This window comes from Hymenobacter glacialis, from assembly GCF_001816165.1.
In the GTDB taxonomy this organism is placed as follows: Bacteria; Bacteroidota; Bacteroidia; order Cytophagales; family Hymenobacteraceae; genus Hymenobacter; species Hymenobacter glacialis.
This window is the reverse complement of sequence record NZ_MDZC01000112.1, coordinates 94,544-121,263: the sequence shown is the minus strand read 5'-3', so window position 1 is coordinate 121,263 and position 26,720 is coordinate 94,544. Positions and strand designations below refer to the sequence as shown.

General features: G+C 59.4%; 27 protein-coding genes. 20 read left to right on the top strand and 7 right to left on the bottom strand.

Translation table 11 applies throughout. The features are described from left to right. The first annotated feature begins 14 nt into the window (after nt 1-14). The 7 genes from BEN48_RS16155 (at nt 15) to BEN48_RS16125 (ending at nt 7,374) form a co-directional block, all read left to right on the top strand. Nucleotides 15-344 (top strand): STAS domain-containing protein, encoded by a 330-nt coding sequence (locus tag BEN48_RS16155; protein ID WP_083321138.1) that lies wholly within the window; start codon nt 15-17, stop codon nt 342-344. A gap of 96 nt (nt 345-440) precedes the next feature. After that, a complete protein-coding gene (locus BEN48_RS16150; RefSeq protein ID WP_070736037.1) occupies nt 441-854 on the top strand; it encodes an ATP-binding protein in 414 nt (137 codons plus the stop codon). Nucleotides 855-1,109: 255 nt separating this feature from the next. Then, complete coding sequence (locus BEN48_RS16145) at nt 1,110-3,422, top strand: peptidylprolyl isomerase (protein WP_070736035.1); 2,313 nt, start codon at nt 1,110-1,112, stop codon at nt 3,420-3,422. A gap of 238 nt (nt 3,423-3,660) precedes the next feature. Then, nucleotides 3,661-5,040 carry a peptidylprolyl isomerase gene (locus BEN48_RS16140; RefSeq protein WP_241502301.1) on the top strand — a complete coding sequence of 460 codons (1,380 nt, stop codon included), beginning with the start codon at nt 3,661-3,663 and terminating at the stop codon, nt 5,038-5,040. Between the two features lie 129 nt (nt 5,041-5,169). Beyond that, complete coding sequence (locus tag BEN48_RS16135; RefSeq protein ID WP_070736031.1) at nt 5,170-6,135, top strand: AAA family ATPase; 966 nt, start codon at nt 5,170-5,172, stop codon at nt 6,133-6,135. Nucleotides 6,136-6,222: 87 nt separating this feature from the next. Beyond that, complete coding sequence (locus BEN48_RS16130; protein ID WP_070736029.1) at nt 6,223-6,648, top strand: hypothetical protein; 426 nt, start codon at nt 6,223-6,225, stop codon at nt 6,646-6,648. A gap of 159 nt (nt 6,649-6,807) precedes the next feature. After that, nucleotides 6,808-7,374: a GNAT family N-acetyltransferase gene (locus BEN48_RS16125; RefSeq protein WP_070736027.1), complete on the top strand. Its 567-nt coding sequence runs from the start codon at nt 6,808-6,810 to the stop codon at nt 7,372-7,374. Nucleotides 7,375-7,407: 33 nt separating this feature from the next. Here the strand turns inward: BEN48_RS16125 and BEN48_RS16120 are convergent, their stop codons facing one another. Next, nucleotides 7,408-8,652, bottom strand: a complete 1,245-nt coding sequence (locus BEN48_RS16120) for a hypothetical protein (protein WP_125932699.1) — start codon at nt 8,650-8,652, stop codon at nt 7,408-7,410. A 282-nt stretch (nt 8,653-8,934) separates the two neighbouring features. Here BEN48_RS16120 and recA point away from each other — a divergent pair, with 282 nt between their 5' ends. The 5 genes from recA (at nt 8,935) to BEN48_RS16095 (ending at nt 13,801) form a co-directional block, all read left to right on the top strand. Continuing rightward, a complete protein-coding gene (gene recA, locus BEN48_RS16115) occupies nt 8,935-9,966 on the top strand; it encodes a recombinase RecA (RefSeq protein ID WP_070736140.1) in 1,032 nt (343 codons plus the stop codon). 202 nt (nt 9,967-10,168) lie between these two features. After that, on the top strand, nt 10,169-10,996 hold the full coding sequence (locus BEN48_RS16110; protein ID WP_070736025.1) for a DUF3108 domain-containing protein: 828 nt from the start codon (nt 10,169-10,171) through the stop codon (nt 10,994-10,996). 97 nt (nt 10,997-11,093) lie between these two features. Continuing rightward, nucleotides 11,094-11,789, top strand: a complete 696-nt coding sequence (locus tag BEN48_RS16105) for a response regulator transcription factor (RefSeq protein ID WP_193408689.1) — start codon at nt 11,094-11,096, stop codon at nt 11,787-11,789. Nucleotides 11,790-11,928: 139 nt separating this feature from the next. Beyond that, nucleotides 11,929-12,990 (top strand): sensor histidine kinase, encoded by a 1,062-nt coding sequence (locus BEN48_RS16100; protein WP_070736023.1) that lies wholly within the window; start codon nt 11,929-11,931, stop codon nt 12,988-12,990. 97 nt (nt 12,991-13,087) lie between these two features. Beyond that, entirely contained in the window at nt 13,088-13,801 is a 714-nt protein-coding gene (locus BEN48_RS16095; protein WP_070736021.1) for an RluA family pseudouridine synthase, read from the top strand. A 15-nt stretch (nt 13,802-13,816) separates the two neighbouring features. Here the strand turns inward: BEN48_RS16095 and BEN48_RS16090 are convergent, their stop codons facing one another. Further along, entirely contained in the window at nt 13,817-15,280 is a 1,464-nt protein-coding gene (locus BEN48_RS16090) for a hypothetical protein (RefSeq protein WP_070736019.1), read from the bottom strand. Between the two features lie 212 nt (nt 15,281-15,492). Here BEN48_RS16090 and rplM point away from each other — a divergent pair, with 212 nt between their 5' ends. From rplM to tsf, 4 genes are all read left to right on the top strand, one after another. Then, nucleotides 15,493-15,945, top strand: a complete 453-nt coding sequence (rplM, locus tag BEN48_RS16085; protein ID WP_070736017.1) for a 50S ribosomal protein L13 — start codon at nt 15,493-15,495, stop codon at nt 15,943-15,945. A 35-nt stretch (nt 15,946-15,980) separates the two neighbouring features. Then, complete coding sequence (gene rpsI / locus BEN48_RS16080) at nt 15,981-16,367, top strand: 30S ribosomal protein S9 (protein WP_035563789.1); 387 nt, start codon at nt 15,981-15,983, stop codon at nt 16,365-16,367. 18 nt (nt 16,368-16,385) lie between these two features. Next, the gene (gene rpsB, locus BEN48_RS16075) at nt 16,386-17,153 is read left to right on the top strand and encodes a 30S ribosomal protein S2 (protein WP_070736014.1); all 768 of its coding nucleotides are present in this window, start codon (nt 16,386-16,388) and stop codon (nt 17,151-17,153) included. A 296-nt stretch (nt 17,154-17,449) separates the two neighbouring features. Further along, complete coding sequence (tsf, locus tag BEN48_RS16070) at nt 17,450-18,286, top strand: translation elongation factor Ts (protein ID WP_070736012.1); 837 nt, start codon at nt 17,450-17,452, stop codon at nt 18,284-18,286. A 345-nt stretch (nt 18,287-18,631) separates the two neighbouring features. Here tsf and BEN48_RS16060 read toward each other — a convergent pair whose 3' ends face one another. The 3 genes from BEN48_RS16060 to BEN48_RS16050 form a co-directional block, all read right to left on the bottom strand. Next, nucleotides 18,632-19,648 carry a DUF3089 domain-containing protein gene (locus BEN48_RS16060; RefSeq protein ID WP_158010222.1) on the bottom strand — a complete coding sequence of 339 codons (1,017 nt, stop codon included), beginning with the start codon at nt 19,646-19,648 and terminating at the stop codon, nt 18,632-18,634. A 104-nt stretch (nt 19,649-19,752) separates the two neighbouring features. Next, nucleotides 19,753-20,766, bottom strand: coding sequence for a hypothetical protein (locus BEN48_RS16055; RefSeq protein WP_070736006.1), 1,014 nt, complete (start codon nt 20,764-20,766; stop codon nt 19,753-19,755). Between the two features lie 120 nt (nt 20,767-20,886). Then, nucleotides 20,887-21,288: a hypothetical protein gene (locus tag BEN48_RS16050; protein WP_070736005.1), complete on the bottom strand. Its 402-nt coding sequence runs from the start codon at nt 21,286-21,288 to the stop codon at nt 20,887-20,889. A 165-nt stretch (nt 21,289-21,453) separates the two neighbouring features. On the opposite strand from BEN48_RS16050, the gene BEN48_RS16045 reads away from it, so the two are divergent. Next, nucleotides 21,454-21,744: a hypothetical protein gene (locus tag BEN48_RS16045; protein ID WP_070736003.1), complete on the top strand. Its 291-nt coding sequence runs from the start codon at nt 21,454-21,456 to the stop codon at nt 21,742-21,744. A 140-nt stretch (nt 21,745-21,884) separates the two neighbouring features. On the opposite strand, the gene BEN48_RS16040 is transcribed toward BEN48_RS16045, so the two are convergent. Further along, nucleotides 21,885-23,441: a hypothetical protein gene (locus tag BEN48_RS16040; protein WP_070736001.1), complete on the bottom strand. Its 1,557-nt coding sequence runs from the start codon at nt 23,439-23,441 to the stop codon at nt 21,885-21,887. A 232-nt stretch (nt 23,442-23,673) separates the two neighbouring features. Here BEN48_RS16040 and BEN48_RS16035 point away from each other — a divergent pair, with 232 nt between their 5' ends. The 3 genes from BEN48_RS16035 (at nt 23,674) to BEN48_RS16025 (ending at nt 25,370) form a co-directional block, all read left to right on the top strand. After that, on the top strand, nt 23,674-23,928 hold the full coding sequence (locus BEN48_RS16035; protein WP_070735999.1) for a hypothetical protein: 255 nt from the start codon (nt 23,674-23,676) through the stop codon (nt 23,926-23,928). A 154-nt stretch (nt 23,929-24,082) separates the two neighbouring features. Further along, on the top strand, nt 24,083-24,301 hold the full coding sequence (locus tag BEN48_RS16030) for a CsbD family protein (RefSeq protein ID WP_070735997.1): 219 nt from the start codon (nt 24,083-24,085) through the stop codon (nt 24,299-24,301). A 238-nt stretch (nt 24,302-24,539) separates the two neighbouring features. Continuing rightward, nucleotides 24,540-25,370, top strand: coding sequence for a DUF1206 domain-containing protein (locus tag BEN48_RS16025; RefSeq protein ID WP_070735994.1), 831 nt, complete (start codon nt 24,540-24,542; stop codon nt 25,368-25,370). Nucleotides 25,371-25,376: 6 nt separating this feature from the next. Here BEN48_RS16025 and BEN48_RS16020 read toward each other — a convergent pair whose 3' ends face one another. Further along, nucleotides 25,377-26,600, bottom strand: a complete 1,224-nt coding sequence (locus tag BEN48_RS16020; protein WP_070735992.1) for an NAD(P)-dependent oxidoreductase — start codon at nt 26,598-26,600, stop codon at nt 25,377-25,379. Nucleotides 26,601-26,720 lie beyond the last annotated feature (120 nt).

Sequence of the window (26,720 nt, the reverse complement as noted above, 5' to 3'; positions counted from 1 at the left end):
GTATCCGCCTCATTATGAAAGTCACTGCCCAACCCACCGCCGATACCCTCACCCTCCTGCTGGACGGTGAGCTGGACGCCAGCTCCGCCATTGTGCTTGATACCGAGCTTGCCAAACCGGACATCCTCGACTACCGTAAGGTCTTGATTGACTGCAGCAAGCTCAGCTACATTTCGTCGGCTGGCCTGGGGGTATTTATTTCCCACCTGCAGCGTTTCCAGGATGCCAACGTAAAGCTGGTGTTCTTCAACATGCAGGAGAAAGTATTCAACGTATTTGAAATTCTGGGCCTGGATGCGCTGATGACCATCGTGCCCAGCGCCACCGAAGCCGAAGCCGCGTAATTCAGTTAAAAGTTGGGAGTTAAGAGTTGAGAGTTGAATCCGTCGTCCTCGTCATTTCAAATTTTCAATCCTTAACTCATAACTCATAATTCCCTGATGAAGTCTGCCCTCCGCATTGCTTGCTCACGCCGCCACCTCCAGCAGGTGCGTGACTTCGTGCGAAACCATCTCAGCAACCGCCAGCTCCCCGAAGTCACCGTGAACCAGGTGGTGCTGGCCGTGGACGAGGTAGTGGCCAACTTCATCATCCACGCCAACGGGGAGGACGAAACCCAGTTTCTGGACCTCGAACTGGACACAGACGGCCACGACATCAACGTGGAAATCGCGGACCATAGCGACACCGTTTACCTGCCCGGCCAGCACCAGAACCCCGACCTAAGCGAGTACATCCGCCAGGGCCGCAAGGGCGGCATGGGCATGACGCTGGTGAACCGGCTCATGGACCGGGTCGAGTTTTTTACCCGTGGCAACCACACCGTGTGCCACCTGAGCAAGCATATTCTCTAGGCCGAAGCCCTGGAACACCAGTTCAGTACGAAGAACGCCGCGCGGGGCTTGCCCTGTCTTTTCGCCACCACAGTAGCCGCTACTGCCGTGGCAAAGAGGCCAGAGCAAGCTCAACGAGGCGTTCTTTTTCGTACCCGCCGGCTTCGAATCTGTTGAAGCTAATTCCCCCCGGAAATTAGTTAATTTCGCACCAGTATCATCATGTCGCGCTGTTTGCGTCTTCCTCTTCAGCGCTTTTGCTTCCTTTGTTTTACTATGCACAAACGCATTCTGTACGCCAGTTCCGCCGCCATAGCACTGCTGGCCGGCTGCCAGGCCTCCAAACCTGCTACTTCGGGTGCAGCGGCAGCCGCTGCCTCGGGGCCAGCAGTTGAAACGCTGGGCAACTACGCCGTTCCGGCCAACGAATTTGCCTACGTTTATCGCAAGAACAACAGCTCGGCGGCCGACTACGGCACCAAGCAAAGCGTGGCCGAATACCTGGAGCTGTACACCAACTTCCGCCTCAAGGTGCTGGAAGCCGAGCAACGCGGCCTCGACACCACCCAAGCCTTCAAGCGCGAGCTGGACGGCTACCGCCAGCAGTTGGCACAGCCCTACCTCACCGAGAAAAGCGTGACCGACCAGCTGGTGCGCGAAGCCTACGACCGCATGAGCCAGGAGGTAAGCGCCTCTCACATCCTCATTCGCGTAGCGCCCGACGCCACCCCGCAGGACACATTGGCCGCCTACGAGAAGATTACCAATATCCGCCGGGAAGTGGCTAATGGGGCCGATTTTGACCAGATGGCACGCACGCAGAGCGAAGACCCTTCGGCCCGCGAAAACGCTGGCAAGCTCGGCTACTTCACCGCCATGCAGATGGTGTACCCGTTTGAGTCGGCGGCCTACAACACGCCCATTGGGCAGGTGTCGGCGCCCATTCGCACGCGTTTCGGCTACCACATTATTAAAGTAAACGACAAGCGGGCCGCGCAGGGCGAAATAAAGGTGGCTCATCTCATGATTCGGATGAACGCCAACGCGCCCCAGTCCGACTCGCTGACGGCCAAGAAGAAAGTTGACGAGCTGGCCAGCCGCCTCAAGAAGGGCGAAAGCTGGGACAAGCTCGTGGCCCAGTTCTCGGAAGATGCCGGCTCGGCCGCCAACGGGGGCGAGCTGCCGCCCTTCGGCACCGGCCGCATGATTCCGTCGTTTGAGGAAGTGGCTTTTAAGCTCCAAAAGCCCGGCGACATTTCCTCGCCCGTGCAAACGCCCTACGGCTGGCACGTCATCAAGCTGATTGAGCGGCAGCCGGTAGCCAGTTTTGCCGATATGGAAGCCACCTTGAAAAGCAAAGTGGCCAAGGACTCGCGCTCGGAGCTGAACAAAGCCGCTTTCCTGAAGCGCATTCGCCAGGAAAACCAGTTTACCGAAGTGCCGGTGGCCAAAACCTATGCCTTCAGCAAGGCCGATACCTCGCTGGTGGCCGGCCGGTTCAAGTACGCGGCCCCAGCGCCTGCCAAAGCCGGCAAAACACCCTCCGGCAATTCGCCGCTGTTCACCATCAAGGGCAAGCCCTATTTGGTGAAGGATTTCCTGACGTTTGCGCAGCAGAACCAGCGGCCCCGCACGGGTGCCCAGCCGGCCTTTGCTATGCAGCAGCTCTACGACCAGTACGTGGAAGAGTCGCTGACGGAGTTCGAAAAGAACAGCCTCGAAACCAAGTACGAAGACTACCGCATGCTCGTGAAGGAGTACCGCGACGGCATTCTGCTTTTCCAGCTCATGGACGAGAAGGTGTGGAGCAAGGCCATTGAAGACACAGTAGGGTTGAAAAAGTACTTCGCCGAGAACCAGGCCAAGTACCAGTGGGACCAGCGCGTGCAGGGCACCGTGGTGAGCGCCGCCACGCCGGCGCTGCTGGCCCGCGTGCAGAAGGAGCTCAAAGCCGGCCGCTTCCCCGTGAACAGAAACGTGCCCAAAACCGCTTCCTTCACCAAGAACAGTGCGATGATGAGCAAAGGCGGCGTGACTGCCCTGGGCGAAATAACCAAGCGCATGCTGCAGGACACCCTGGCCCGCGTCACCCTCACGGGCCGCGTGAAAAAGGGCGAGAAAGCCAGCTTGGCCCGCACCCGCGCCGATGCCGCCGCCAAGTACCTGCAAACGCAGGGCGTGGCACCTAGCCGCATCGGGAAGAGCGCCACAGCGGCTACGGCTGCCGATGGCGGCGTGCAGATTGCGCTGGTAACCGGCAGCCCCGCCGCCATTGAAACCGAGCTGAATGAGAAGAACCCGCTGTCGGTGCAAATCACGCAGCGCGTGTTTCAGAAAGGCGACAATAAGCTGGTAGACGAGCTGATGGACAAAGGCCCCGGCACCTACACCATACAGAAGGACGGACGCTACAATGCCGTGACCATCGACCAAATTCTGCCAGCCGGCCCCAAGGCCCTTGCCGAAGCCCGAGGCCAGGCCACCTCAGACTACCAGACCTACCTGGAAAAAGTATGGATTGAGGAGATGCGCGCGGCCCGCCCGGTTAAGGTGAACGAGGCCGAGTTGAACAAGCTCATCACCAAATAATTTATTGCAGCGCGGGGCACGGCTTTGCGTCTCTGCTTCGTTTGGTTGGCACGCAGGGCCACTTCGCGCTGCGCCGCGGGTGTCCGTTGCAACCATTGAAACCGGGGCGCGCTCCTTGCTTTTGTCTGCCAACGGATTTATCGTGAAATTTGTGGGCCTGTTCGTGTGTTGCACGAACAGCGCTTAAGCCTCGGCATTTGGCCTTGGGGCGCTACACTACTACTCTATGCTTGTTAAAGTGAATCGCGCTGCGGCGTCGGCCCTGCTTACGTTGCTGCTGCTCGTGGGCATTGCCCCCTCTTCCCACGCCCAATTGGGCATCACCCGGTCCAAGGGCCAGCAGCTGCTCGATGGCATTGTGGTGAAAGTGGACAACCAAATTGTGCTGCAGTCTGACGTGGAAAACATCTACCTGCAGGAAGTGGCCCGCGCCGAAGGCAAGGCCCTTCCGCCCGACCTAAAATGCAAAATCCTGCAAAGCCTGGTGCTGAACAAGCTGATGCTGGCCCGCGCCGAGGTGGACTCTGTGACCGTGACCGACCAGCAGGTGAACGGCGAAGTAGACCGCCGCATGGCGTACTTCGTCCAGCAGATTGGCTCCGAGAAGCGCATGGAAGAGCAGTACAATAAGCCCATCAAAACGCTGAAAGAAGACTTGCGCCCCCAAATCAAAGACCAGCTCACGCAGCAGGAAATGCAGCGCACCATCACGGGCAAAGTAGCCGTGACGCCGCGCGAGGTGTCGCAGTATTTTGCCAGAATTCCGCAGGACAGCCTGCCGTACTTCAGCACCGAAGTGGAAGTGGGACAGATTATCATTCCGGCCCAAATCAATGAGCAGGCCAAGCAGGCGGCCATTGCCAAGCTCAACGACATTCGGGGCCAGGTGCAGGCCGGGGGCGACTTTGCCACCTTTGCCAAGGAGTTTTCGCAGGACCCCGGCTCGGCCATAGAGGGCGGCTACCTGGGCGCATTCAAGCGCGGCGAGCTGGTGCCCGAGTACGAGGCGGCGTCGATGAAGCTGGAGCCAGGGCAGCTGTCGCCGGTGGTGCAGTCGCAGTTCGGCTTCCACCTCATTCAGTTCATTGAGCGCAAAGGCAACACTTACTCCACCCGCCACATTCTGCTCAAGCCGGAAACCGGTACCTCCGACGCCGGCGAGGCGGCCAAAACGCTGACCAAGCTGCGCCGTCAGATTCAGTCGGACAGCATCAGCTTTGCTAAAGCGGCTAAGGATAACTCCTCGGACAAAATCACCGGCGGCAACGGCGGCTTGCTCCAGAACCGCGAGGATGGCGGCACCCGCCTGCCCCTCGACAAGCTGGACCCTGCCATTTTCTTCACCATCGACACCATGAAAGTGGGCAACATCACGCCCCCCATGCCATACCGCACCGACGACGGCAAAGACGGCATGCGCATCCTGTGGCTGAAGTCGAGCACTGCGCCCCACCAGGCCAACCTGCAGCAGGACTACCAGAAGATTGCCGCTGCGGCCCTGAACGAAAAAAAGAACAAGGCCCTGGATGAGTGGTTCCTGAAGAACCGCGGCACGGTGTACCTAGAGATTGCGCCTGAATACGCCCAGTGCAAAGTGCTGGACGTGGCAGAAAGGTAAGCAGGGCAAAAAAGAACGTCATGCTGAGCGCAGCCGAAGCATCTCGCCCGTTTAACTAATTCAATCGATTGATTTATTACCCCATGCGAGATGCTTCGGCTGCGCTCAGCATGACGTTCTGGTTTATACATGCCCACATACGCTAACGATAAAGAAGCCGCTGACGCCCTGGCCGCGTCCTTCCAGAAGCTGCGTCAGGAAATAGGCAAGGTCATCGTGGGGCAGGACGAAGTGGTGCGGCTGGTGCTCACCGCGGTGTTTTCGCAGGGCCACAGCCTGCTGGTGGGCGTGCCCGGACTGGCCAAAACCTTGCTGATTCAGACCATTGCCGATTCGCTGGATTTGTCGTTCAACCGCATCCAGTTCACCCCTGACCTGATGCCTTCCGACATCGTGGGCTCGGAAACAATGAACCAGCAGCGGGATTTTCATTTCGTGAAAGGGCCCGTTTTCGCCAACATTATTCTGGCGGACGAAATAAACCGCACGCCCCCCAAAACCCAGGCCGCGCTGCTGGAAAGCATGCAGGAATACGCCGTGACGGTGGCTGGGCAGCGCTACGCGCTAGCACGGCCCTTCTTCGTACTGGCCACCCAAAACCCCATCGAGCAGGAAGGCACCTACCCCCTGCCCGAGGCGCAGCTCGACCGGTTTATGTTCAATATCGAGTTGGGCTACCCCAGCTACGCCGAGGAGTTGGCCATTGTGAAAAACACCACTTCCGACCGCAAACAGACCGTGAACAAGGTGCTGCATGCGGCCGACATTCAGGCGTTTCAGGAATTGGTGCGCCGCGTGCCCGTGGCCGACAACGTGGTGGAATACGCCGTGAGCCTGGTGCACAAAACCCGCCCTGGCACCGAGCGTGCCGCCCCCCGCGCCACGCAACTGCTGGAGTGGGGCGCCGGCCCCCGCGCCTCGCAGCACCTTATTGTGGGCGCCAAATGCAACGCCCTGCTCAACGGCAAGTATTCGCCCGACATTGAGGACGTGCGTGCCGTGGCCGTGCCCATTCTGCGCCACCGCCTAGTGCGCAACTTCAAGGCCGAGGCCGAAGGCATCGGGGTGGAGCAGATTGTGAAAGAACTACTTTAAATAGTGGTTAACGGTTAGCGGTGAGTAGTTAATTCTTGGATGAGCCCCTATCATTAACCACTGACCATTAAATAATTAACCGATAAAATGGAATCCCAAGCCTACTACCAGCAATTTGAGCGCAACGTGCGCATCATTCTCGACGCCCTTGCCGCCGGCCTGGAGCTTCGTACCACGTCGCTCGAAACCAGCTTGCCCATTGAAACCTATGTGTTGTGCGAGGTGCTGAACCAGGGCGCCGGGCAGGACTTTGTGCTCACCGCCACTGGGGTAGCGCGCCTGGCCGAGTTTCAGCAGCAGTTTATGCAGCACGAGGGGCAGACCCTGGCGGCCCTGGAGCGGGTGCTGGCCGACAAGCGCGGCACCATGCGCACGCCCGAGGGCCGCGTGCTGGTCAAGGAAATGCTCATTCGTCGGCTGGAGTTTTTCAACGAAGCCGCCCGTCAGGTCAACGTCATGCGCACCCAGCAGTCTCTCGGCAGCCCTAGCCAGTACGAAGGCGTCAACAAATAGCCTGCTTTCGGCATTTTACTGTTTGATAAGGCCGCTCTGTCCAACAGAAGCGGCCTTTTTATTCACAGCATCTTTACCAGCGTAAACACGTCCCTGTTTCACTAGCATTGCCGCTCGCCCCTAAGCTCTGCGCCCGGTTTTCGTTCATCTGCCTGCCCCATGCTGCCGCGTATTCCACTGCTCACGTTCCGCCTGTGCCTGCGACCGTACGAGTTAGCTGACGCGCCTGCTTTTTTTGAGTTGATTGACGGCGACCGGGCACGGTTCCGCACCTCCTTTCCTGACCGGCTGCTGGCCGTGAGTACCCTGCGCGACGCCACCCGCGCCCTGCAGGCATTTGCCGACGACTGGGAATCGGGCCGCTTCTACGTTTTTGGCATGTGGCACCGCCTTTCTGCTGCCTATCTCGGTGATATCTGCCTGATGCCTCAGACCAAAGGCCAAGCCGAGATTGGCTACTATCTAGCCGCGGCAGCCGAAGGCCAGGGCTTCGCCCGCGAAGCCCTGGCCGCCGTGGTGGGGTTTGGGTTTGGGGCCGTGGGCAGCCAGCGCCTGCTCATCCGCTGCTACGCCGACAACGAGCGAGGCCAGGCCGTGGCCCGCTCAGCAGGCTTCCAGTCCGAAGCGCCGCCCAAGCGAACCGTCTGGTTTCGCAACGCCGACAGCGTGGCCAACATTCAGCGCTTCGTGCTCACGCGCGCCGAGCACGAGGCACCCGGCGTATAGCCTTGCCTCCGCATAGCAACCAGTTCCTTGCGCCTACTGGCCCACCCGCACCCGCTTGCCAATATTGCCCAGCAGCCATTCCTGTCGGAAATTCAGGTACATCGCCAACGAGTAGTCCAGTGCCCGGGTATTGAGGTCAAACACGGGCTCTACCCGCGCCGTGAGCGAGGCGGCGTCGGAGATGCGGATGTCGCGCATCAGGCGCACCATCACCAGCTGACGGTTGCGGTCCAAAAAGTCCGGGTTTGATACGGTGCGTGAGGCACTCTGGAAGAAATCGCCGCCGAGCGGGGCAATGTAGCGCGAGCCGTGCCAGTAGCTCACCATCACGTCGGCAAAGCGGCTTTCGACAGTGGCATTGAGGTACAGTGCCCGCCCGTATTTAAACGGGAACTGGCCGGTGGTGAACGAGTAGTTCTGGAACCCCAGCACGTAGCCATTGAAGCGCACGGCCCGCACGTTCTTGCCCTCCAGGCGGCGCCGTGCTTCCAGCCCGAAGGCCTCGTTGAAGGACGTGCGCAGGGGCCGGTCCAGGGTGTCAATCTGGCCGCCGCGGTGGGTGGCCGTGAACTGGAAGGGGATGGCCACATGCCACGGGCTGCCGTCGGGGCTGATGCGGTAGCTGCTGCTCACGCCGCCCGCCACTTCCTCCTGAAAGTTGCTGAAGCGGTACTGCTGGCGCTGCCAGTCCACCCACTGGTCTACAAACAGTCGGGTGCCGTTGTAGCGCACCTGGATGCCCTCCTCCAGCGGGTTTAGCATCACCCGCTCGAAGTTGAACATGGGCTCGATATAGTTGTGGTGCAGGTGCGGCCGGATGTTGCCCAGAATTATCTGCTGCTTGCCCTTGGTCCAGGTGGCCCGGAACGTGGGCCGCACCTGCTGCAGCACGGGGTTGCCGAAGTCTTTCCACAGAAATACGCCGCCTTCCAGGCGCAGGTCTTTGGTAGGATAATAAACGAGCTGCGGGTTGAGCTGCGTGCCGTAAAGCGTGTAGCCTTCGATAATCTTGTTGAAGTACTCGTTGTCTTTGAAGAAAACAAAGGCATTAAGTGAGACGCGTAAGTCACCGGATTTTGCCGCTAAGCGGTAGTCGTCAGATTGTTCGCTTTTGATTAATGCTCTGTTCTTATCTATATCTTCCTGAGTTGCTCCCCTGGTATCAGTTACAACTATTGGTAGCGTTATACTGTCGCCTTCGCTTCCTGGCCGAGGCGAAATAAAGACCCGATTATCCACCTGAGCATGCGCTTCTCCTACTGTAATTAGCACAGTCACAAGGGCAACTAAAATTCTTAGATAATTCCTCATATATTTCCGCATTCAACGGCACCAAACCGCCGGGCATTGTGTTAGAAAAAGCCGTCGAAAAAGAGGCTATTTAGTGGTTAAACCCAAGAATAGATTTATCTGATTGCGCTGGCTCAAAACCCGTAACTTTACCAAACCTAATCCCTTTTTCATAAACACCCCCTCATGGCACTAGCTACCAAAACGGCCCCGAAAGCTGACAAAGTCGAAAAGGCTGAAAAAGGCGAAGTCAACACCGCCGCCGAAAAAATGAAAGCCCTGCAGCTTACGCTCGATAAGCTGGACAAGGCCTACGGCAAAGGCACCGTGATGAAGCTTAGCGACAACAAAGTTGGCGATATTCCCAGCATCAGCACCGGTTCGCTCTCGCTCGACATTGCCTTGGGCATTGGCGGGGTGCCCCGTGGCCGCGTGGTGGAAATCTACGGCCCGGAATCGTCGGGTAAGACCACGCTGACCATGCACATGATTGCCGAAGCGCAGAAGAAAGGCGGCATGGCCGCGTTCATCGACGCCGAGCACGCTTTCGACAAATCCTACGCCGAGAAACTCGGCATCGACACCACCAACCTGCTCATTGCCCAGCCCGACAACGGCGAGCAAGCCCTCGAAATAGCCGACCAGCTGATTTCGTCCGGTGCCATCGACATCATTGTGATTGACTCCGTGGCCGCCCTGGTTCCCAAAGGCGAACTGGAAGGCGACATGGGCGACTCGAAAGTGGGCCTGCATGCCCGCCTCATGAGCCAAGCCCTGCGAAAGCTCACCGGCACCATCAACAAGACGGGCTGCTGCTGCGTGTTCATCAACCAACTGCGTGAGAAAATCGGCGTGATGTTCGGCTCGCCCGAAACCACCACCGGTGGTAACGCCCTGAAGTTCTACGCTTCGGTGCGCCTCGACATCCGCCGCATCGGCCAGATCAAGGAAGACAAGGACAACGTGACCGGCAACCGCACCAAGGTGAAGGTGGTGAAAAACAAAGTGGCGCCGCCCTTCAAGGTGGTCGAGTTCGACATCATCTACGGCCAGGGCATTTCCAAAGTCGGTGAGATTGTGGACCTGGGCGTCGACATGGGCATCATCGGCAAGTCGGGCTCGTGGTTCAACTACGGCGAGACCAAAATCGGCCAGGGCCGCGAAGCCGTAAAGACGCTGCTGCTTGATAACCCCGAGCTGGCCGCCGAAATTGAGCAGAAAATCCGCACCATGGCCAAGGGCGACGAGGACGTGATTCCCGTGGACCTGACCATTGTGGAAGACGGCGAAGACACGCTCTAAACAGTGCTGAATATTGCCTTTTGAATGTTGAATGGTTTTTTGCCATTGTGCACGAACTCAACGCTCAACAATTTCAAAACTCCGCATACATCAAAGCCCGCTGCAATTCGCAGCGGGCTTTTTTGCGTCTGTATATTTACCAAAGCTGACGCTGGCACTCTGTTTGATTAGCGCCTTGGTAGTTTATCCTTTATCACTTGCTATGAATCGCCGCTGGTTTCTATTTGCTCCTGTTCTTATAATGCTGGTCGCGGCCACCCAGCGTGCCATTGGCCCCGGCGACCCCGTGCGGAGCATTCCGCAGTCCAGCTTTGGGCGCGGCGAAGTCATTCAGTACACCGTTCACTACGGGCTCATCAACGGCGGCGAGGCCACCGTGGAAACTGCCGGCACCCTGGAGCGCGTGAACGACCGGCCCTGCTACAAGGCCACTGTGAGCGGGCGCACCACCGGCTCGTTCGACTTTTTCCTGCGCATCCGCGACCAGTGGCGGGCCTATATCGACACGACCAGCATTCTGCCCCTGCGCTCTCATCGGGACATCGCCGAGAAAAACTACCGCAAGAAAGAAACGGTCAACTACGACCACATCAACGATTTTGCCGAGGTGCAGGACAACAGCAAAGACAAACCCCGGCGTAAAACCGTGAAGACGGCCAACAACACCCTGGAGCTGGTGAGCGGGTTCTACTACTTGCGCACCTTTGACTTCGACCGCATGCGGGTGGGCGAAGTCATTAAAGTACCGGGCTACCTCGACGGCGACAATTTCATGCTGGAGGTGACCTACAAAGGCCGGACTATAGTAGAGACCAAAGCCGGTGATGTGCGGGCCTTCAAACTGGTGCCCAAGCTGCCCAACAACAAGCTGTTTCGGGGCGAAAACGCCATTTCGGTGTACCTGTCCGACGACCGTAACAAGATTCCGGTGCTGTTCCAGGCCGAAATGTTTGTGGGCACGGTGAAGGTGGATATGGTGAAATACCAGGGCCTGAAGTCGCGGCTGAACATGGTGAGCAGGGTCAACTAGCCCGGCGGCCCGGGGTCACACAATCATAACATGAGCCCATCGGGCAAAGCGGTACTTTTGCAGCGGTAACACTTCGCTTCACTCAAGCCCCTCCGCCGTGACTGCTCCCCAATCGCCCGTGTACAAGATTCTCGTGGTCGACGACGACCCGGACATTGTTGAGCTGCTGGAATTTAACCTGCAGAAAGAAGGCTACCAGACCGCCTCGGCCAGCGATGGCCGCAAGGCCCTGGAAGTTGCCGCCGAATTCAACCCCGACATCATCCTGCTCGACGTGATGATGCCCAATCTCGACGGCATTGCCGCCTGCCGCCGCCTGCGCGAGCAACCCAAGTTCAAAGACACCTACATTCTGTTCCTCACGGCTCGCGCCGAGGAATTCTCGGAAGTAGCGGCCTTTGAGGCCGGAGCCGACGACTTCATTGCCAAGCCCATTAAGCCGCGGGCGTTGCTGGGCCGCCTGGCCGCCGTGAAGCGTCGCGAACAGGACCCCCACGCCGCCGTGGATGCCATCGACATCAACGGCCTGCGCATCGACCGCACCGGCTTTGCCGTGTATCAGGACGGCAAAAAAATCACCCTGCCCAAAAAAGAATTTGAGTTGCTGGCCTTTCTGGCCGCCTCGCCCCACAAGGTGTTCAGCCGCGACGAGCTGCTCCGGAATATCTGGGGCAACGACGTGTTTGTACTGGCCCGCACCGTGGACGTGCACGTGCGCAAAGTGCGCGAGAAAGTGGGCGACCACCACATCCAGACCATCAAGGGCGTGGGCTACAAGTTCAACGCGGACTAATACCGTCTGACCAAAAGGAACGTCATGCAGAGCGCAGCGAAGCATCTTGCCTGCCACCAGTAATCATTTACTATTGCAGGCAAGATGCTTCGCTGCGCTCTGCATGACGTTTCTTCTTTACTAACTACTCGCCGCAGTAATGAACCTCTCCTCTCGCACCATTGCCGTGCTCATTGCGCTGTTGGTGGCGGGCGTGCTCACCGCCTACGCGCACATCGGCCCCAGCTTGCCCACCCGCGAGGCTTTTTTGGCGGCGGGAGTCACGGTGGCGGCTTGCTTTCTATTGGTATACTTATCGTTTGAAGCCCTGATTTTCCGGGAGATAAATGGCATTTACGCCGGTCTGGAGCACATCAAGCGCAAGGAGTTCAAGCGGCTCAGCAGCAAATTCCTGTTTCGGCCCGAGCCGGTGAAGCGCGTGCGCGACGAGATTCTGCTCATGGCCGAGCGCCGCCAGCAGGAAATCGACGAGTTGGTACAGCTCCAGGCGCTGCGCCGCGAGTTCCTGGCCGATGTATCGCACGAGCTAAAAACACCGCTTTTCGCCGCCCAAGGCTTCGTGCACACCATTCTCGACGACGAGGAGGGCGACATCGACCCAGCCACCCGCCGCAAATTCCTGGGCAAAGCCGCCGCCAGCCTCGACACGCTCGATGCCCTGGTGCAGGACCTGGTCACCATTGCCCAGCTCGAAAAAGGCGTGGTGCGCATGCGCCGCCAGCGCTTCGACCTAGTTGCGTTGGTACTCGAAATATTTGAGTTGCTGGAGCAGCAGGCCGCCCGGCGAGGCACCACACTGGAGCTATTTCCGCCTGGCCTGACCGATACCACCCTGCTGGTGGTGGCCGACCGCAACCGCATCCGTCAGGTACTGGTGAACCTAGTTGACAACGCCATCAAGTACGGCCGGGAGCAGGGCCGGGTAGTGGTGGCATTGGTGGAAAGCGGCCGCGCCGTGCGCATTGCCGTGCGCGACGACGGGGCCGGTATCGCGCCTGAGCACCAGGCTCGAATTTTTGAACGGTTCTACCGCATCGACAAAAGCCGCTCCCGCGATTCGGGCGGTTCCGGCCTGGGCCTGGCCATCAGCAAGCACATCGTGGAGGCGCACAAATCCACCATTCGGGTCAAGAGCACCATGGGCGAAGGCACCACCCTGGAGTTCAAGCTCAGCAAGCCCAAGGCCGGGCAGGCCGGGTAATCGCAGCTGCTCGGCGGCGCCCGGCGCCCGCCATTCCCATTCCTTAATTGGAAATCAGGAACAGTCGTTTCGCGTCGCCGTACCTTTGGGCTTCCGTATGAAGCTCCCCAATTTTTCCGACCTCGTTATTTTCGAGAACGACGACTACCTCGTTGTGAACAAGCCCCCGTTCCTGGCCACGCTCGACGAGCGGGTGGGCGGCGCGCCCAACATGCTGCGCCTGGCCCGCCAGCACCACGATGACATTCAGGCTGCGCACCGCCTCGACCGCGAAACCAGCGGCGCCTTGGCCTTCGCCAAAACGCCCGAAGCCTACCGCCACCTCGCCATGCAGTTTGAGAACCGCGAGGTGAAGAAGCAGTACCACGCCGTGGCCTGGGGCACCCCGCACCTCGACAAACAGTTGGTAGACCGCAGCATCGAAAACACGACCCGCGGCAAAGCCCGCCTGGCCTACAAAGGCAAAGCGGCCGAAACGTACTTCACCACCCTCGAAACCTTCACCCGCCATTCGCTCATCCTGTGCGAGCCCATCACGGGCCGCATGCACCAGATTCGCCTGCACCTGATGTACCTGCAGGCCCCCATCGTGGGCGATACGCTGTATGGCGGGGAGGACTTCTTCCTGTCTTCGCTGAAGAAGAAATTCAACATGAAGGCCGGCGAGGAGGAGCAGCCCTTCATCAAGCGCTTTGCCTTGCACGCCATGCGGCTGCAGTTCACCGGGCTGCAGGGCGAAGAAATCAGCGTGGAAGCGCCCTACCCAAAAGACTTCCGGGTATTGGTAGATGCCCTGCGGCAAAACCAATAGCCCGCCGCCCGCGCCTCACCGCACCCGCTCAAATACGATGATGCGCGTGGTATCGCGCTCCGGGTGCAGGCGGTTGCGGGGCCTGGCGTCTTGGTACAGCTCCCGGAACCGAGCATCGGCGCGGAGCTTGGGAAGCTGCACGTGGCCCTCGGTGCGGGCAAACCAGTCGTCCCACACCAGCAGCGTGCCCACTGGCAGCGCCCCCACCAGGCCATCCGCCCCCACGCTCATGACAGGGTGCTCGTTGGGGTCGAAGAAGTTGTTATTCGTGGCCACGGCCACGTAAGGCAGTTCGTACGCCAGGGGCCGCGTGTTTTCGCCGTACGTTTGGCGAATCCAGGCGGCGGCGTTTTCCGCTACTTCCTGGTCGGGCGGTCGGGTGAAGTCGCGTTGCCACCGCAGGCCCTGGCGGGTGCCCAGAAACAGAAAAAGCACAGCCGCCGCCGCTGCCCCCAGGCGAATGCGCCGTTGCACGGTCGGCGTGCGCGCTCCTGCACTCACCCACGCCACGCCGCGCAGCGCCACCACGGCAAACAGCGGCACGGTCACCGTCAGCACCCTGGTCATGCCAAACGAATTGAAGAGCCCCAGGGCCCAGAAGATGGTGTGCGCGGCAATGAACACCGAAATACTACCATAAACCAGCAGCAGTTCGGCACTGAACAGCGGCCGCTGGCGGCGCTCCGGGTACAGCAGGTCGAGCACCATGCGCACGCCCCCTATGCTGACTAGCAGCAGCAGCACGTGGCCCAGCAAGCCCGGTAAACTAAACACAAAGTCGGTCCAGTCGCCGTGCCCGTACGCCGAAACTGTGGCGTAAGGATTGCGGCCGAACACCCACCCCGGCTCGCCGAGCACCACCGCGCCTACCGCGCTAAACAGCACGTAGCCCAGCACCAGCAGCGGCAAATAGCGCCACTGCCGCCGCCACGTCAGGTATACTACCCACAAGCCAATCAGGATAAAGCCCTCTGACCGCACAAAAGGCAGCCAGGAAATAAGCGCCGCCGACCAACCCGGCCGATTGGTAACCGCCAAAGTCACGGAACCCACCAGTATCAAGCCAAAAAGCGGCTCGGTGAGCCCCGAAAACTGAATAATAAAGTAATCAGGTGCCGCGTAAACAAATAAGATTGCCAGCTCCGGCATGGGCAGGCGCAAGGCGCGGGCCACTACAAAAGCACACCACGCCGAAACTGCCGCCACCCCGCACTGAAACAGCTTCATGCCCATAAAGCCAGCCTGCGCGGGTCCCGACGATATGAGCGTAAACAAGGGCTTGGCCCACGAATCCAGGTAATTCAGGGGGTGCTCGAAAGCATACCGCGCATACAGGTAGTGCTTGATGCTGTCGCCGGAATCGTAGGTATTCGTTGTAATGAACGCCATGACGACCGATAGCAGCAGCAAAACGGCCAGCAGCAGTTGCGCCCGACGGGTAGAGGAAGCCGAATGTGGCAGCGTCGCAGAAGAATTCATAAGAAGCAATATGCGCCAAAAGTACGCTTGTACTCATGCAGACGCCACATCTGCCTTGATAACCAGCAGTGCACCTTGGGTTAGCACTACAAATACTACTTGTTCCCGCTTGGCTATTTGCCGATAAATCAGTACCTTTGTGTCCGTTTTTCCCGAAGCCGTAAGGGCTTCGAACTCTTATTCAATAGTTTAGCATACCTTTTTTTCGACTCATGGACCACCTGAGCTTCAAGACGACCCACGTCAATAAGGCCAACGCCCAGAAGAGCTGGGTTATCGTAGACGCCAGCGTAGCCCCGCTGGGCCGCGTTTGCTCGCAGATTGCCAACATTCTGCGTGGCAAGCACAAGCCTTCGTTTACGCCCAACTCGGACTGCGGTGACAACGTCATCGTTCTCAACGCCGACAACTTGCGCGTAACGGGCAAGAAAATGACCGAGAAGGTCTACATCACGCACTCGGGCTACCCCGGCGGCCAGAAGCGTCGCACCGTGCGCGAGCAGATGGAGCGTGACTCCCGCCGCGTTATCGAGCACGCCGTGAAAGGCATGCTGCAGGGCAACAAGTTGGGTTCGGCTCAGTACCGCAATCTGTACGTGTACGCCGGCATGGAGCACCCACACGAGGCGCAGCAGCCCGTTGCTATCGAACTCAAAAACCTGTAAGTCACAACGGCTTACTTTCTTTAATTTTTCCACTAATGGCAATTACCAACACCTCTGGTAGAAGAAAAACCTCGGTGGCCCGCATCTACATGCAGGCCGGGCAAGGGAATATCACTATCAATGACCGGGACATGAAGGCGTATTTCAGCAACGAGTTGCTGGAGAACGTGGTCAACCAGCCCCTGGCAATTCTTGAGCAAGTCGGCCAGTACGACATCAAGGTGAACGTGAAAGGCGGCGGCATTTCGGCTCAGGCCGAGGCTATCCGCTTGGCAATCACCAAGGCGCTCGTGAGCGATAACGAAGAAACCCGTCCTGCTTTGAAGAAGGAAGGCTTCCTCACCCGCGACCCGCGCATGGTGGAACGCAAGAAATTCGGCAAGCGCAAGGCTCGTCGCTCGTTCCAGTTCTCGAAACGCTAAAACCAGGAGGATACTATCATGGCTCAGACGACTTATAAGGACCTGCTCGACGCAGGTGCCCACTTTGGTCACCTCACCCGCAAGTGGGACCCCAAAATGGCGCCGTACATCTTCATGGAGAAGAACGGCATCCACATCATCGACCTCAACAAGACGCTGGTTTCGTTGGATTACGCTGCTACTGCCATTCGCAACATTGCGAAGAGCGGCCGCAAAATCATGTTCGTAGCCACCAAGAAGCAGGCGCAGGAAATCGTAACCACCGAAGCCGAGCGTTTGAAGATGCCTTTCGTTACCGACCGGTGGTTGGGCGGCATGCTCACCAACTTCGCCACGGTTCGCAAGAGCCTGAAGAAGATGGCCACCATCGACAAGATGGTGAAAGAGAACACGGCCTACGCCGCTCTCGCCAAGCGTGAGAAGCTGATGATGACGCGTGAGCGCGCCAAACTGGACCGGGTTCTCGGCGGTATTGCCGAACTCGGCCGCCTGCCGGCTGCCTTGTTCGTTATCGACGTGAAGCGCGAGCACATCGCCGTGAAAGAAGCCCACAAATTGGGTATCCCGGTGTTTGCTATCTGCGACACGAACTCGAACCCCGAATTGGTCCAGTTCCCAATTCCTGCCAACGACGACGCCTCGAAGTCGATTCAGCTCATCGTGAGCGTCATCGGCAAGGCCATCGAAGACGGCCTGTCGGAGCGCAAAGTTGACAAAGAAGACGCCGACCGCAAGGAAGCCGACGAGGCTGCCATTGCTGAAAAAACGGCTGCTGACGAAGAATAGTCCCTTCTTAGCTCTTTGAAAAAAGGGAACCTTCGCGTAGTCTAGGCTCCGAAGGTTCCCTTTTTTATTAGGCTGGTGCGAAGGAGCGACAGCTCCCCTCCTTTTTTAAGGAGGGGATGTTCGAGCCAATGGCTCGGACGGGGGTGGTTGCGGTCGTTGAACGACTGGCAGCCGCTTCGTTCGGGTGTCGTTCAACGATTTCACCACCCCAGCTGGCGCTTTGCGCCAGCGTCCCCTCCTTAAAAAAGGAGGGGAGTTGACCGTTCAAATTCCAACCCTACAAAAACCAACATCTAATGGCCGCTATTACCGCCGCAGACGTAAATAAGCTCCGCACCATGACCGGTGCCGGCATGATGGATTGCAAAAAAGCCCTGGTGGAAGCCGACGGCGATTTCGAAGCCGCCCGCGACATCCTGCGCAAGCACGGCCAGAAAATCGCGGACAAGCGCGCCGAAAACGAAACCTCGGAAGGCCTCGTGCTGGTGAGCGTGAGCGAAGACGGCACCAAAGGCAAATTGGTAGCCCTGGCCTGCGAAACCGAATCGGTAGCCAAAGTGGCTAACTTCCGCGAGCTGGCTCAGCAAATTCTGGACACGGCCGTGCGCATTGATGCCGGCACGAAAGAAGACATCATGGCCGCCAACGCTGCCGATGGCACCAACATTCAGGAGCACGTAACCGACCTTATGGGCAAAATTGGTGAGAAGCTGGAGGTAATCTACGCCACGCTGACTGCTGAGAAAGTAGCTTCGTACATCCACTCCGACAACAAGAAGGCCGTACTCGTGGGCCTGAAGAATGTGGGCGACGCTGACGCTGCTGCCGTGGGCCGCGACGTGGCCATGCAAATCGTAGCCATGAAGCCCATTGCCGTTGACAAAGACGGTGTGGATGCTTCCATTGCTGAGCGCGAAATTGAAGTAGGCAAAGAGCAGGCGCGTGCCGAAGGCAAGCCAGAAGCAATGCTGGAGAAGATTGCCATGGGCAAGCTCAACAAGTTTTACAAGGACAACACCCTGCTGAACCAGGAGTTCGTGAAAGACACCTCGATGACCATCGCCCAGCTGCTCGACAGCAAGTCAAAAGGCATGACGGTTTCGGACTTCAAGCGTGTAGCTATCGGCGCTTAATTGCCGCTTTTAGCTAAATGGAAAGCCCCGCTGGCATTGTGCCGGCGGGGCTTTTTTGCGTTACCTAAGTATTGTATTCGGTTGAATCGTAATCAATGAAAGTTCGACCTGGAATCTCATTGAACACTTGGAGCATTCTGTCTAGAATTTCCAGTGGAATATCTATCGGCTTAAAAACTGTGAATGATAGCTGTTTCAAAGTATCGTCCCGGAATACTTCTGCGAGTATTTCATCACTATCCAAGTCCCAAAGCTCGCAGCCAATTCCATCTCGTGAGGAGACGTTGCTAGCAACTTGGAAACTATAATTTTTTGGGGGATTTCCTGCTTTCATCTGGTTAAATATTAGTGTAACTTCTGCCAGGCCCGCACCCGCGCCTGGGCATTCTCGCGCAGGTTCAGGTAGAAGAGGCCGTAGTCGGCGATGTGGAAGGAATGGCGCAGGATGAACTCGCCGGGGAGCAGGAAGCGCGGGTAGCCGCCGGGCTTGGGCGGCGTAATCCAGAGCAGGCCGTCGTGAATTTTGGCATCGGTCACCTGCGGGTCGATGCGCTTGAAGCGCTGACTGACGCCGCCGCGGTTGAGGCTGGCAGGCGCCCGCAGCGTGTCCTGCGTCCAGGTAAGGGGGTTGATAACGGCGACGCGGCTGAAGGGCGGAAACTCGTTGCCGGTTGCCACCGAGTTGTAGGCCACGAAGCAGCCGGTTTCGAGCGAATCCTTGCAGGGCATGATGGTTTTGTACTCTCTTGGCCGCACTCTAAAGCCGATGAGGTAGGCAGCCACCAACCGGCGACGCAGCTGGGGGTCGTCCTCAAAGAACTCGTGCAGGAGGCGCTTGGCGTGGTCGGTGCCCTGACTGTGGCTGGCAATGATGATGGGGCGGCCCTGGTTATAGTGCGTGAGGTAGTACTGGAAAGCCCGGCGCACATCGGTGTAAGCGAGGTTCAGCGCCCGGCGGCTGTTGCCCTCGGCGGTGGAGTCGAAGAAGGAATAGAGCGTGGCCTGCCGGTAGCGCGGCGCGTAAATGCGCGCGGCGGCATTGAACACGCTGGCCTGTTTGCGAATGGTGCTGCGGTCGGTGAAGCGGTTGAGACGGCAGTTGCCGACATCAGCATTCCAGGACGAGCGCCAGAAAAAGGTGGTGGGGTGCACGAAAAAGACATCGGCCTCGGCCGTGGCCTGCTGGTCGCGGAGGGTGGTTTTCGCCGGCACGGCGTGGGAGGAATCCTGGCGGGTAGGCAGGGCGGCCCAGTTTCCGCCGTCGGCGTAATCGGGGGCCGGAGCGGGGCGGTAGTGAGAAAAATCGTGCGGGGGCTTGAGTAAGTTGAGGCAGCTGGTGAGGGGCAGCAACACTGCCAGCACGGCCCAGGCGATAAACCGCCCCCCCCGGCCCCGCATCTGCGTTGGCCGCAGCGTTCCGTGAAGTGAGGGAGCCTGACTATTGTTTGCGAGATTGTCCATGGTGCTTATTTCTCGCTTTTGGCGGGCCAGTGTTTTAGTTCGCGGGGGGTGCCGTCGGGGTTGTAGAGCAAGCTTAGGGGTTCGGCGGGAATGGCCACCACATCGGCCAGGGTGATGTTCCAGCGCTGCCACATTTCGGCCAAGGCCTGGGTATAAGCGGAGTTTTCCCAGGGGTTGAAAATGGCCCCGGTCACGTCGTCAATCAGGGCGTCGAACACCAGCGTGGTGTCGCCGGGGCGGGGCGTGCGTGGGTAAATATCGGGCACCACGTGCAGTAGGTGGGCGGCATAGTACACGCGCGCCTTGAACTCGGCAATCTGCACGGGGTGCAGGGGGCGCCGGGCGTCGGCATACACTTTGCTCATGGCTTGGCCAATCAGGCCAATATCGACCAGGCAGGCCACCAGCACGGTTTTATCGAGCTTAATGCTAAATACAAGCGTGTTCAGGTCATCGTCGTATTCGAACGGCGTCACGTCTTCGGCGGGGTCGGCTTCGAGTACGAACACTGAACCGGGCACGAAATCCGCGTACTCGGTGGGCACGCGAAGGCCCTGCAGCAACTGAAAAAACGCCTGAAACCGGCGCACCAAAGCCGCGTTTTCGGCCAACGGGTACTTGGGCTTTATCAGGGGCTCGAACTCGTTGAGCAGTTCCGTGATGAAGACGCCGTAGAACATCTTGCCCATCCACAGAAACAGGGTGTCGTCGCCGAGCGCCCGCAGGGCCTCGGCGCCCTCGCGCGAGGCAGCCTCTACCTTGCTCTCCAGCTCCTCTACGCGCTGGCGGGCGGCGGGGCTGGCGGGCAATTGCAGTTCGCGGAGCAGCACCGTGCGCTGGTCCAGGAGCTGCATGGGCCGCTCGGCAATGCCGTAGCGGGCTTGCAGCCACTCGGCAAAGACGGGGATGGTTTCGTGGGGGCCAACGGGCTGGCCGCTGAGAAAGCAGGTGCTGGGGCCAAACCGCATGCCGTCGAAGGGGTCGTAGGGCAGCAGGTGGGTGGGGGAAAGCTGGGGCATAAAAAAAGTAGCGCGAACGTTGGGGCTCAGGCGGCCGAATAACCATCGGACTACTCCGACGGCCGCGGCGGCCCGAACCGCAAAGTTCGCGCTACAAACGGGGACTGGGCCTAACGGATGCTAGCGCGAGAGCGATGAACCCGCTTTAATGAGCAGCTTGCTCAGGTTAGTGAGCGGGGCGCTGTAGTCGCCGTTGGTTTCTTCGGCTACTTTGGCGGTTTCGGCGCCGAGGGTGGCCAGCACTTCGGCAACGTCGTGGGCCGGGCTTTTGGGGTCAGACAGCAGCTGGTTGAGCTGATGGAGGCCTTGCTTAATTTTGGCCAACCCGGCGCGGTCAGTAGAGGCCAGCACGGCCTCCCACCGCTCAATCTCAACGCGCCCCTGGGGCCCGGAGTTGGTGGGCGTGCTGGCCGACAGGAAGGTGAGGGTGTCGTCGAGCAGGGCCGAGTTCTGCTGGTCGGTCACGGCAATGGGCACCTCGGGAATGGCGTGGGTTTGCGGAGTGGAAGCAATGGAATCCATGGGAATGCGGAGTAGGGAAGGTTTGTAAGGGCTATACTAGCGCTGAGACTAAAAAGTTAGCATGCTCCCTCTGGAACTGGCCCCGGCAGCGGGCGGCAAGAAACCGGGTTACCTTTCGCCGGCTGATTGTATTAATATTATCCATTAATCTTAATACACAGCCCCATGAAAACCACTCTGAAAGCCCTACTGGTTGTCGCCGTATCCTTGAGCGCTGGTGCTTGCACCGAAACTGAACAGCGCAACACCGAAGCCGCTGCCGATGCAGCCGGTGACCGCACCGAAGCTGCTCTGGACCGGGCCGAAAACAATATGGACGCAGCCGGCGAAAAAGCCGAGGCCAAGCTAGATGCCGCAGGCAACAAGATTGAGACCAAAACCGAAGCCATGGGCGATGCCATTGAGCGCTCGGCCTCCCAAACCAAAGAGAACTTGAAAGAAGCCAACCGTAAATAGTTATCAGGCATTGGCAGCCGCAGCCCAAAGGCCGTCAGGCTGAGCTTGCCGGGGCAACTCTACCGCTGAAGTAATTCATTTACTTGCGAGGTGGAGATGCCCGGCAAGCTCGGCCTGACGGCCTTTTACCGTGACAGGCGCTAGAGCTGCGCCACGTCCAGCAGTACTTCGTAGTAGTGCTGGCCGAGCATGCGCGCCCGCAGCCACGAGTAGAAGCTCATGGCCTGCAGGTCTTCGCGCTCCGAGGGCAGGAAGGCCGGGAGCTCCTCCACACGGGCCCCAAAGGCCGGGTGAAGCGCACTGGCGGGGTCGGTGAAAATGTCGCGGACCAACGCCAGATAGCTCAGTACGAAGTGGTACGGTCCGCCGCGGTGGGCGGGTTCGGCCGGGTCGGCGGGCGGGCCGTCGGTGGGGAATCGCTCCAACAGGCTGCGCTCGATGGCCTTGAGCCGCGCCAGGGCCAGGTCGTGGTGGCCCAATTCGAACTGAATGAGCATTTCACCCATGTTTTTTTTCAGCAGCCACTCCATGCCGAGGTGCTCTTCCAGCCAGTGGTCGGTGCGGCCGAGGCGTAGCAGGGTGTGGTTGGCTTTACTGAAATTGCCTTCGGCGAAGTAGTGAAATACCAGTTGCAGCCGGCCGGTGAGTTCCTCCAGCACGGGCATGGCCGCGGTGGCTTTCAGCTCCTGCTCAAGCAGAGCAATGCTCTCGTCGTTGCGCCGCAGAAAGGCTAGGTTGGCCGCCAACAGGAACGTAAAACGGGGGCCGAATTCGGCAAACTTGTGGTTGGTAGCGGCCTGCAGCAGCGCCCGTCCTTGCTCCAGGTATGCCACCGACTGCGCAAAATGCCGGGACCGGTACAGCGCGTGCGCCAACATGTAGAGCAGCCGCAGCTGGTAGTTGCGGTGCGCGGGCGCAAAGCCGTGGCGACGCTCCATGAGAATATACCGACGCTCAATAAATACCGCAAAGGAGGCAAAATCCCGGCGCACCAGCATGGCGCTGCGCGCAATGGACATGAGCCGGCACAGCAACGACGGCGACCGGGCAAAGGCTTCCTGCAAGTCGTACTCTACCAGAATGCTGTGCATCAGGGCATCGAGCGGGGCGCCGGCGCGGCCCTGCCGGCGGGCTTCGCTCAGGAGGTGGCGCAGCAGGCTGTCGGCGATGTTGGCGCGTTCCTCCTCGTCGGCGGCTTTCTTGTTGAGGTGGCGGCGGGCAATGATTTCGGCCAGCGGCTCGGCGTGCGGGGAATTGGCGTACTGAATCTGCAGATTGTACACCGCGTTCAGGGGCTCGTACTGCTCGTTATCGTGCGCCAGTTTTTCGGCCTTGCGCAGCGTGTTCCACGCCAGCCGCGGAATACCGGCCTCAAAGAGGTACTGCGCCAGGGTGAGTTGCCCGCGCACCGAAGCAGCGGCGGTGGTATCGAGTTGGCGCTGGCGCAGCAGTAAGAAGTCGGTGAGGTGGCGGAGCAGGCGCTTGCGCAGCGCGTAGTAGGCCACGGCGTTGGGGGCATCGGGGTAGAGTGTGGCAATGAGCTGCGGGCTGGTGAGCTCCCTGGCCTGCACCAGCAGCTCGTAGAGGCGCGAGTCCTGCCGGCCGGCGGTTTTGCGGCGCTGGCGCTGGATGAATACCCCAAAGTCGCGGCGCTCGTCGGGGGCCAGGGTTAGGAGGGTGGTGCGCAGGTCGTCCATGGCGGCAAATTACGCTACCGGCACGAGCTTGTCCTCCTTCTTATGCAACGGGAGCCGACGCTGGAACTGCCGGCGCGCTGGACGGCGAAAAAGGCGCGCATCCCCCTTTGAAGGCGCACGGGCCGGCACGCTCACCTGCTCCCAGCCGCAGCACCAGGTGGCGGCAGCGGGTTACCTTTTGGTAATCCTGCGATTAAGGTGGATTATTTTCCACACTTTCTTTCCCCATATCATGAAATTCTCCTTCAAAACCCTGCTCGTTGTTGCTGCTTTTGGTGCCTTTGCTACCACTTCCTGCTCCGAGCAAAAGACCGAAGCGGCTGGCAACGCCGTAGAAAACGCGGCCGACAACACCGGTGCTGCCATGGAAGGCGCAGTAGATGACGCCAAAGCCGACATCGCCCGCGAGCCCGGCGACACGGCCGTTGTTCGTGACCAGCCCGCCAACGGCGTGATTGAGCAAACCCCCGCTACCCCCCAGAAGTAAGGCTTTATTGCCTCATTAGCTAAAGCCCCGCCACATCCTGGCGGGGCTTTTTGCATAAAGACAAAAAAAGTAGCGCCTCCTCTGCCGTACTGGCAAACCCTGCGCAGCCGGTGCCGTACAAGCTTCACCTTTCCACATTTCCACCCTTTGTGCCATGGATATCAATCAGAACAACCTCAACGACCAAACCGAGCTTAAGGCTCGCGGCAACTGGAATGAGCTCAAGGGCCAGGCCAAGCAAAAGTGGGGCAACCTGACTGATGATGACCTTACCTACGAAGACGGCAAGCAGGACGAATGGTACGGCCGCCTGCAGGAGAAAACCGGCCACGCAGTTGAAGACATCAAGAGCTGGTTCAACCGGACGTTCTAATCCGCCACGACCCCGATGAGGGGCTGTGCCTTCCAGTCCACACGCAGCACCTCATCACAAAAAACCCCTGCTGGCAACAGTAGGGGTTTTTTTAATGAATGCTGATTTTCAAAGCATTGCTCATATGGCGCAGGGCTTTAGGCTCCCCAGCTGCCACTAATTCTTGCCACCCCGCTTCAACCTTTGCCCTGTGGTATCCCGTAATGGAACCATCTCCTTCGCTTCCACTCACGTTGCCATGTCTGCTGCCAGCACCCTGCTTTCCGCCGTTCCCAACTCGCCCTCGTCGGGCATAAAAACCATGGCCCGGCTGGGCTTTGCCGCCATTGGCGTGGTGTACCTGCTCATGGGCGTGTTGGCGCTACTGGCCGTGACGGGCCTGGGCGACGGGGCCCGCGCCGATAAAAAAGAGGCCATGAAGCACCTGCAGGACCTGCCAGCCGGCAACGTCTTGCTGGGCCTTATTGCCTTCGGACTGCTGGGCTACATCATCTGGCGGTTCACGCAGGCCATCCGCGACACCGAAAGCAAAGGGCACGACGCCAAGGGCATAATCCGTCGCCTTTCGTATGCGGGCAGTGGCTTGTTCTACAGTGGCCTAGCCCTCTACGCCGGACGCCTGGCCCTCTACAGCCGCGCCGACAAGGGCGGCAATACTTCCCAAAGCCTCACCGCCAAGGTGCTCGGCTGGCCCGGCGGCGACTGGCTGATTATAGTGGTCGGCCTCGTGGTCATTGGCATTGCCATCTACCAGGTCTACCGTGCTTATTCAGGCAAGTTCCAAAAGGACGTGAACGCCAGCCGCCTGCCGGCCTCCCAGCAAAACATTGTGTACCGCACCGGGCAGGTGGGCTTCACCGCGCGCGGCGTGGTGATGGGCATCATTGGCTACTTTCTGGTGCAGGCGGGGCAGCAGTCGCGGGCGGGTGCCGTAGGCGACACCGGCGAAGCTTTCGACTTCCTAGCTGCCATGGGCCCGGCTGTGCTGGGCACGGTGGCCGCCGGACTGGTGGCCTACGGCATACACATGCTGGTGCAGGCCAAGTACCCGGTGCTGCGCGGCATTTAGGCGGGTTTACGGGACCACCGTTTCAGCCACGTAGTCGGCCAGGTACTGGTAGCGCGGGGTGAGTGCGCCGTTTTTGGCAATGGTGGCACGGGCAATCACGCCGTCGTCGTCGTGGCCCGCCAGGTGCGGCAGCACGTTGTCGATGAGTTGCCGGCCGAAGTCGCGGCTGGCGTTGCGGGGCAGCTCGCAGGGCAGGTTGTCCACGGCCATCACCGTGATGTTTTCGGGCCGCACGTAAGCGGCCTCCAGCTCCCCGGTCTGGGGGTTGTAGTCGAAAGCCGGGTCGGCAATGGTGCTGGCGCGCTTGGTGGTAGGCACCGAGCCGTCCACGTCGCAGGTCACATCGGCAACGGTATTGATGCGGAAACCCGGGCGTTGCGTGTCGGCTTCCTCGAAAAGCCGGGGTGCGGCCGGGTGCCAGTAGGCGCAGGCAATGAGCAGGTCGGTCACCGGCAGAAACAGGCCGAACGTGGACTCGTACTCCTGCGGGTTGGCATGAAAATCGGCAGTATCCCACACCCGGCCGTCGCGCCGGCGGTTGTAGTCGGAGCTGCGCAGCTGCGTGTACACCGGCTCCTTGAAGGTGAGGTACAGGTAGTCGTATACGCTCACCCGGCGGATGCCCATGCGGTCGAGCACCTCCAGGGCGCCCTGCGCCACGCGCCCCGAACCCGTGATGGCCATTTTGATGGGCGGCAGCTTTTTTACCTTGAAAAACTCCTCCTGCATGTCGTCCATATCCAGGCACTCGTGGGCCGGCTTGAGACTGAACAGGCCGTGCTTGCGGCCGTAGGTAAGCAGGCCATTATAGGCTCCCACAATACCGGCGTAGCGCCCAAAGGCCACGATGCGTTCACCCTGGGCATTAGTTAGCAGCTCGTAGTCGATGAGGGTGATGTTCTTCTTCAGCACCTCGCGCAGCAGGTCGCGGTTGGCGGGCTGCTTTTTCACGGTGTGCGAGAAAAACAGGTAGGTTTTGTTGGGGATGAGCTGGCTGGGGGGCACTTCCTTCACGCCCATGAGCACGTCGCAATCGGAAATATCGTCGCGCACCTCCAGGCCCAGGTCGCGGTATTCCTGGTCGCTGTAGCTGCGCACGGGGCTGCTTTGCACCACAATGCGCAGGTCGGCGAAACTCGCCTGCGCTTCCGCGCACTTATTGGGCGTGAGGGGTACGCGCTTGTCGGGCGGCGTTTTGCCTTCGCGGATGAGGCCGATGGTAAAAGACATGGGTGGAATTGGGTGGAAGAGGGAAAGAAAAGCGTCATGCCGAGCGCAGCCGAGGCATCTCTACCGCAATACTAATTCTGTCGATTGGGATTACTACTGCGGCAGAGATGCTCCGGCTAC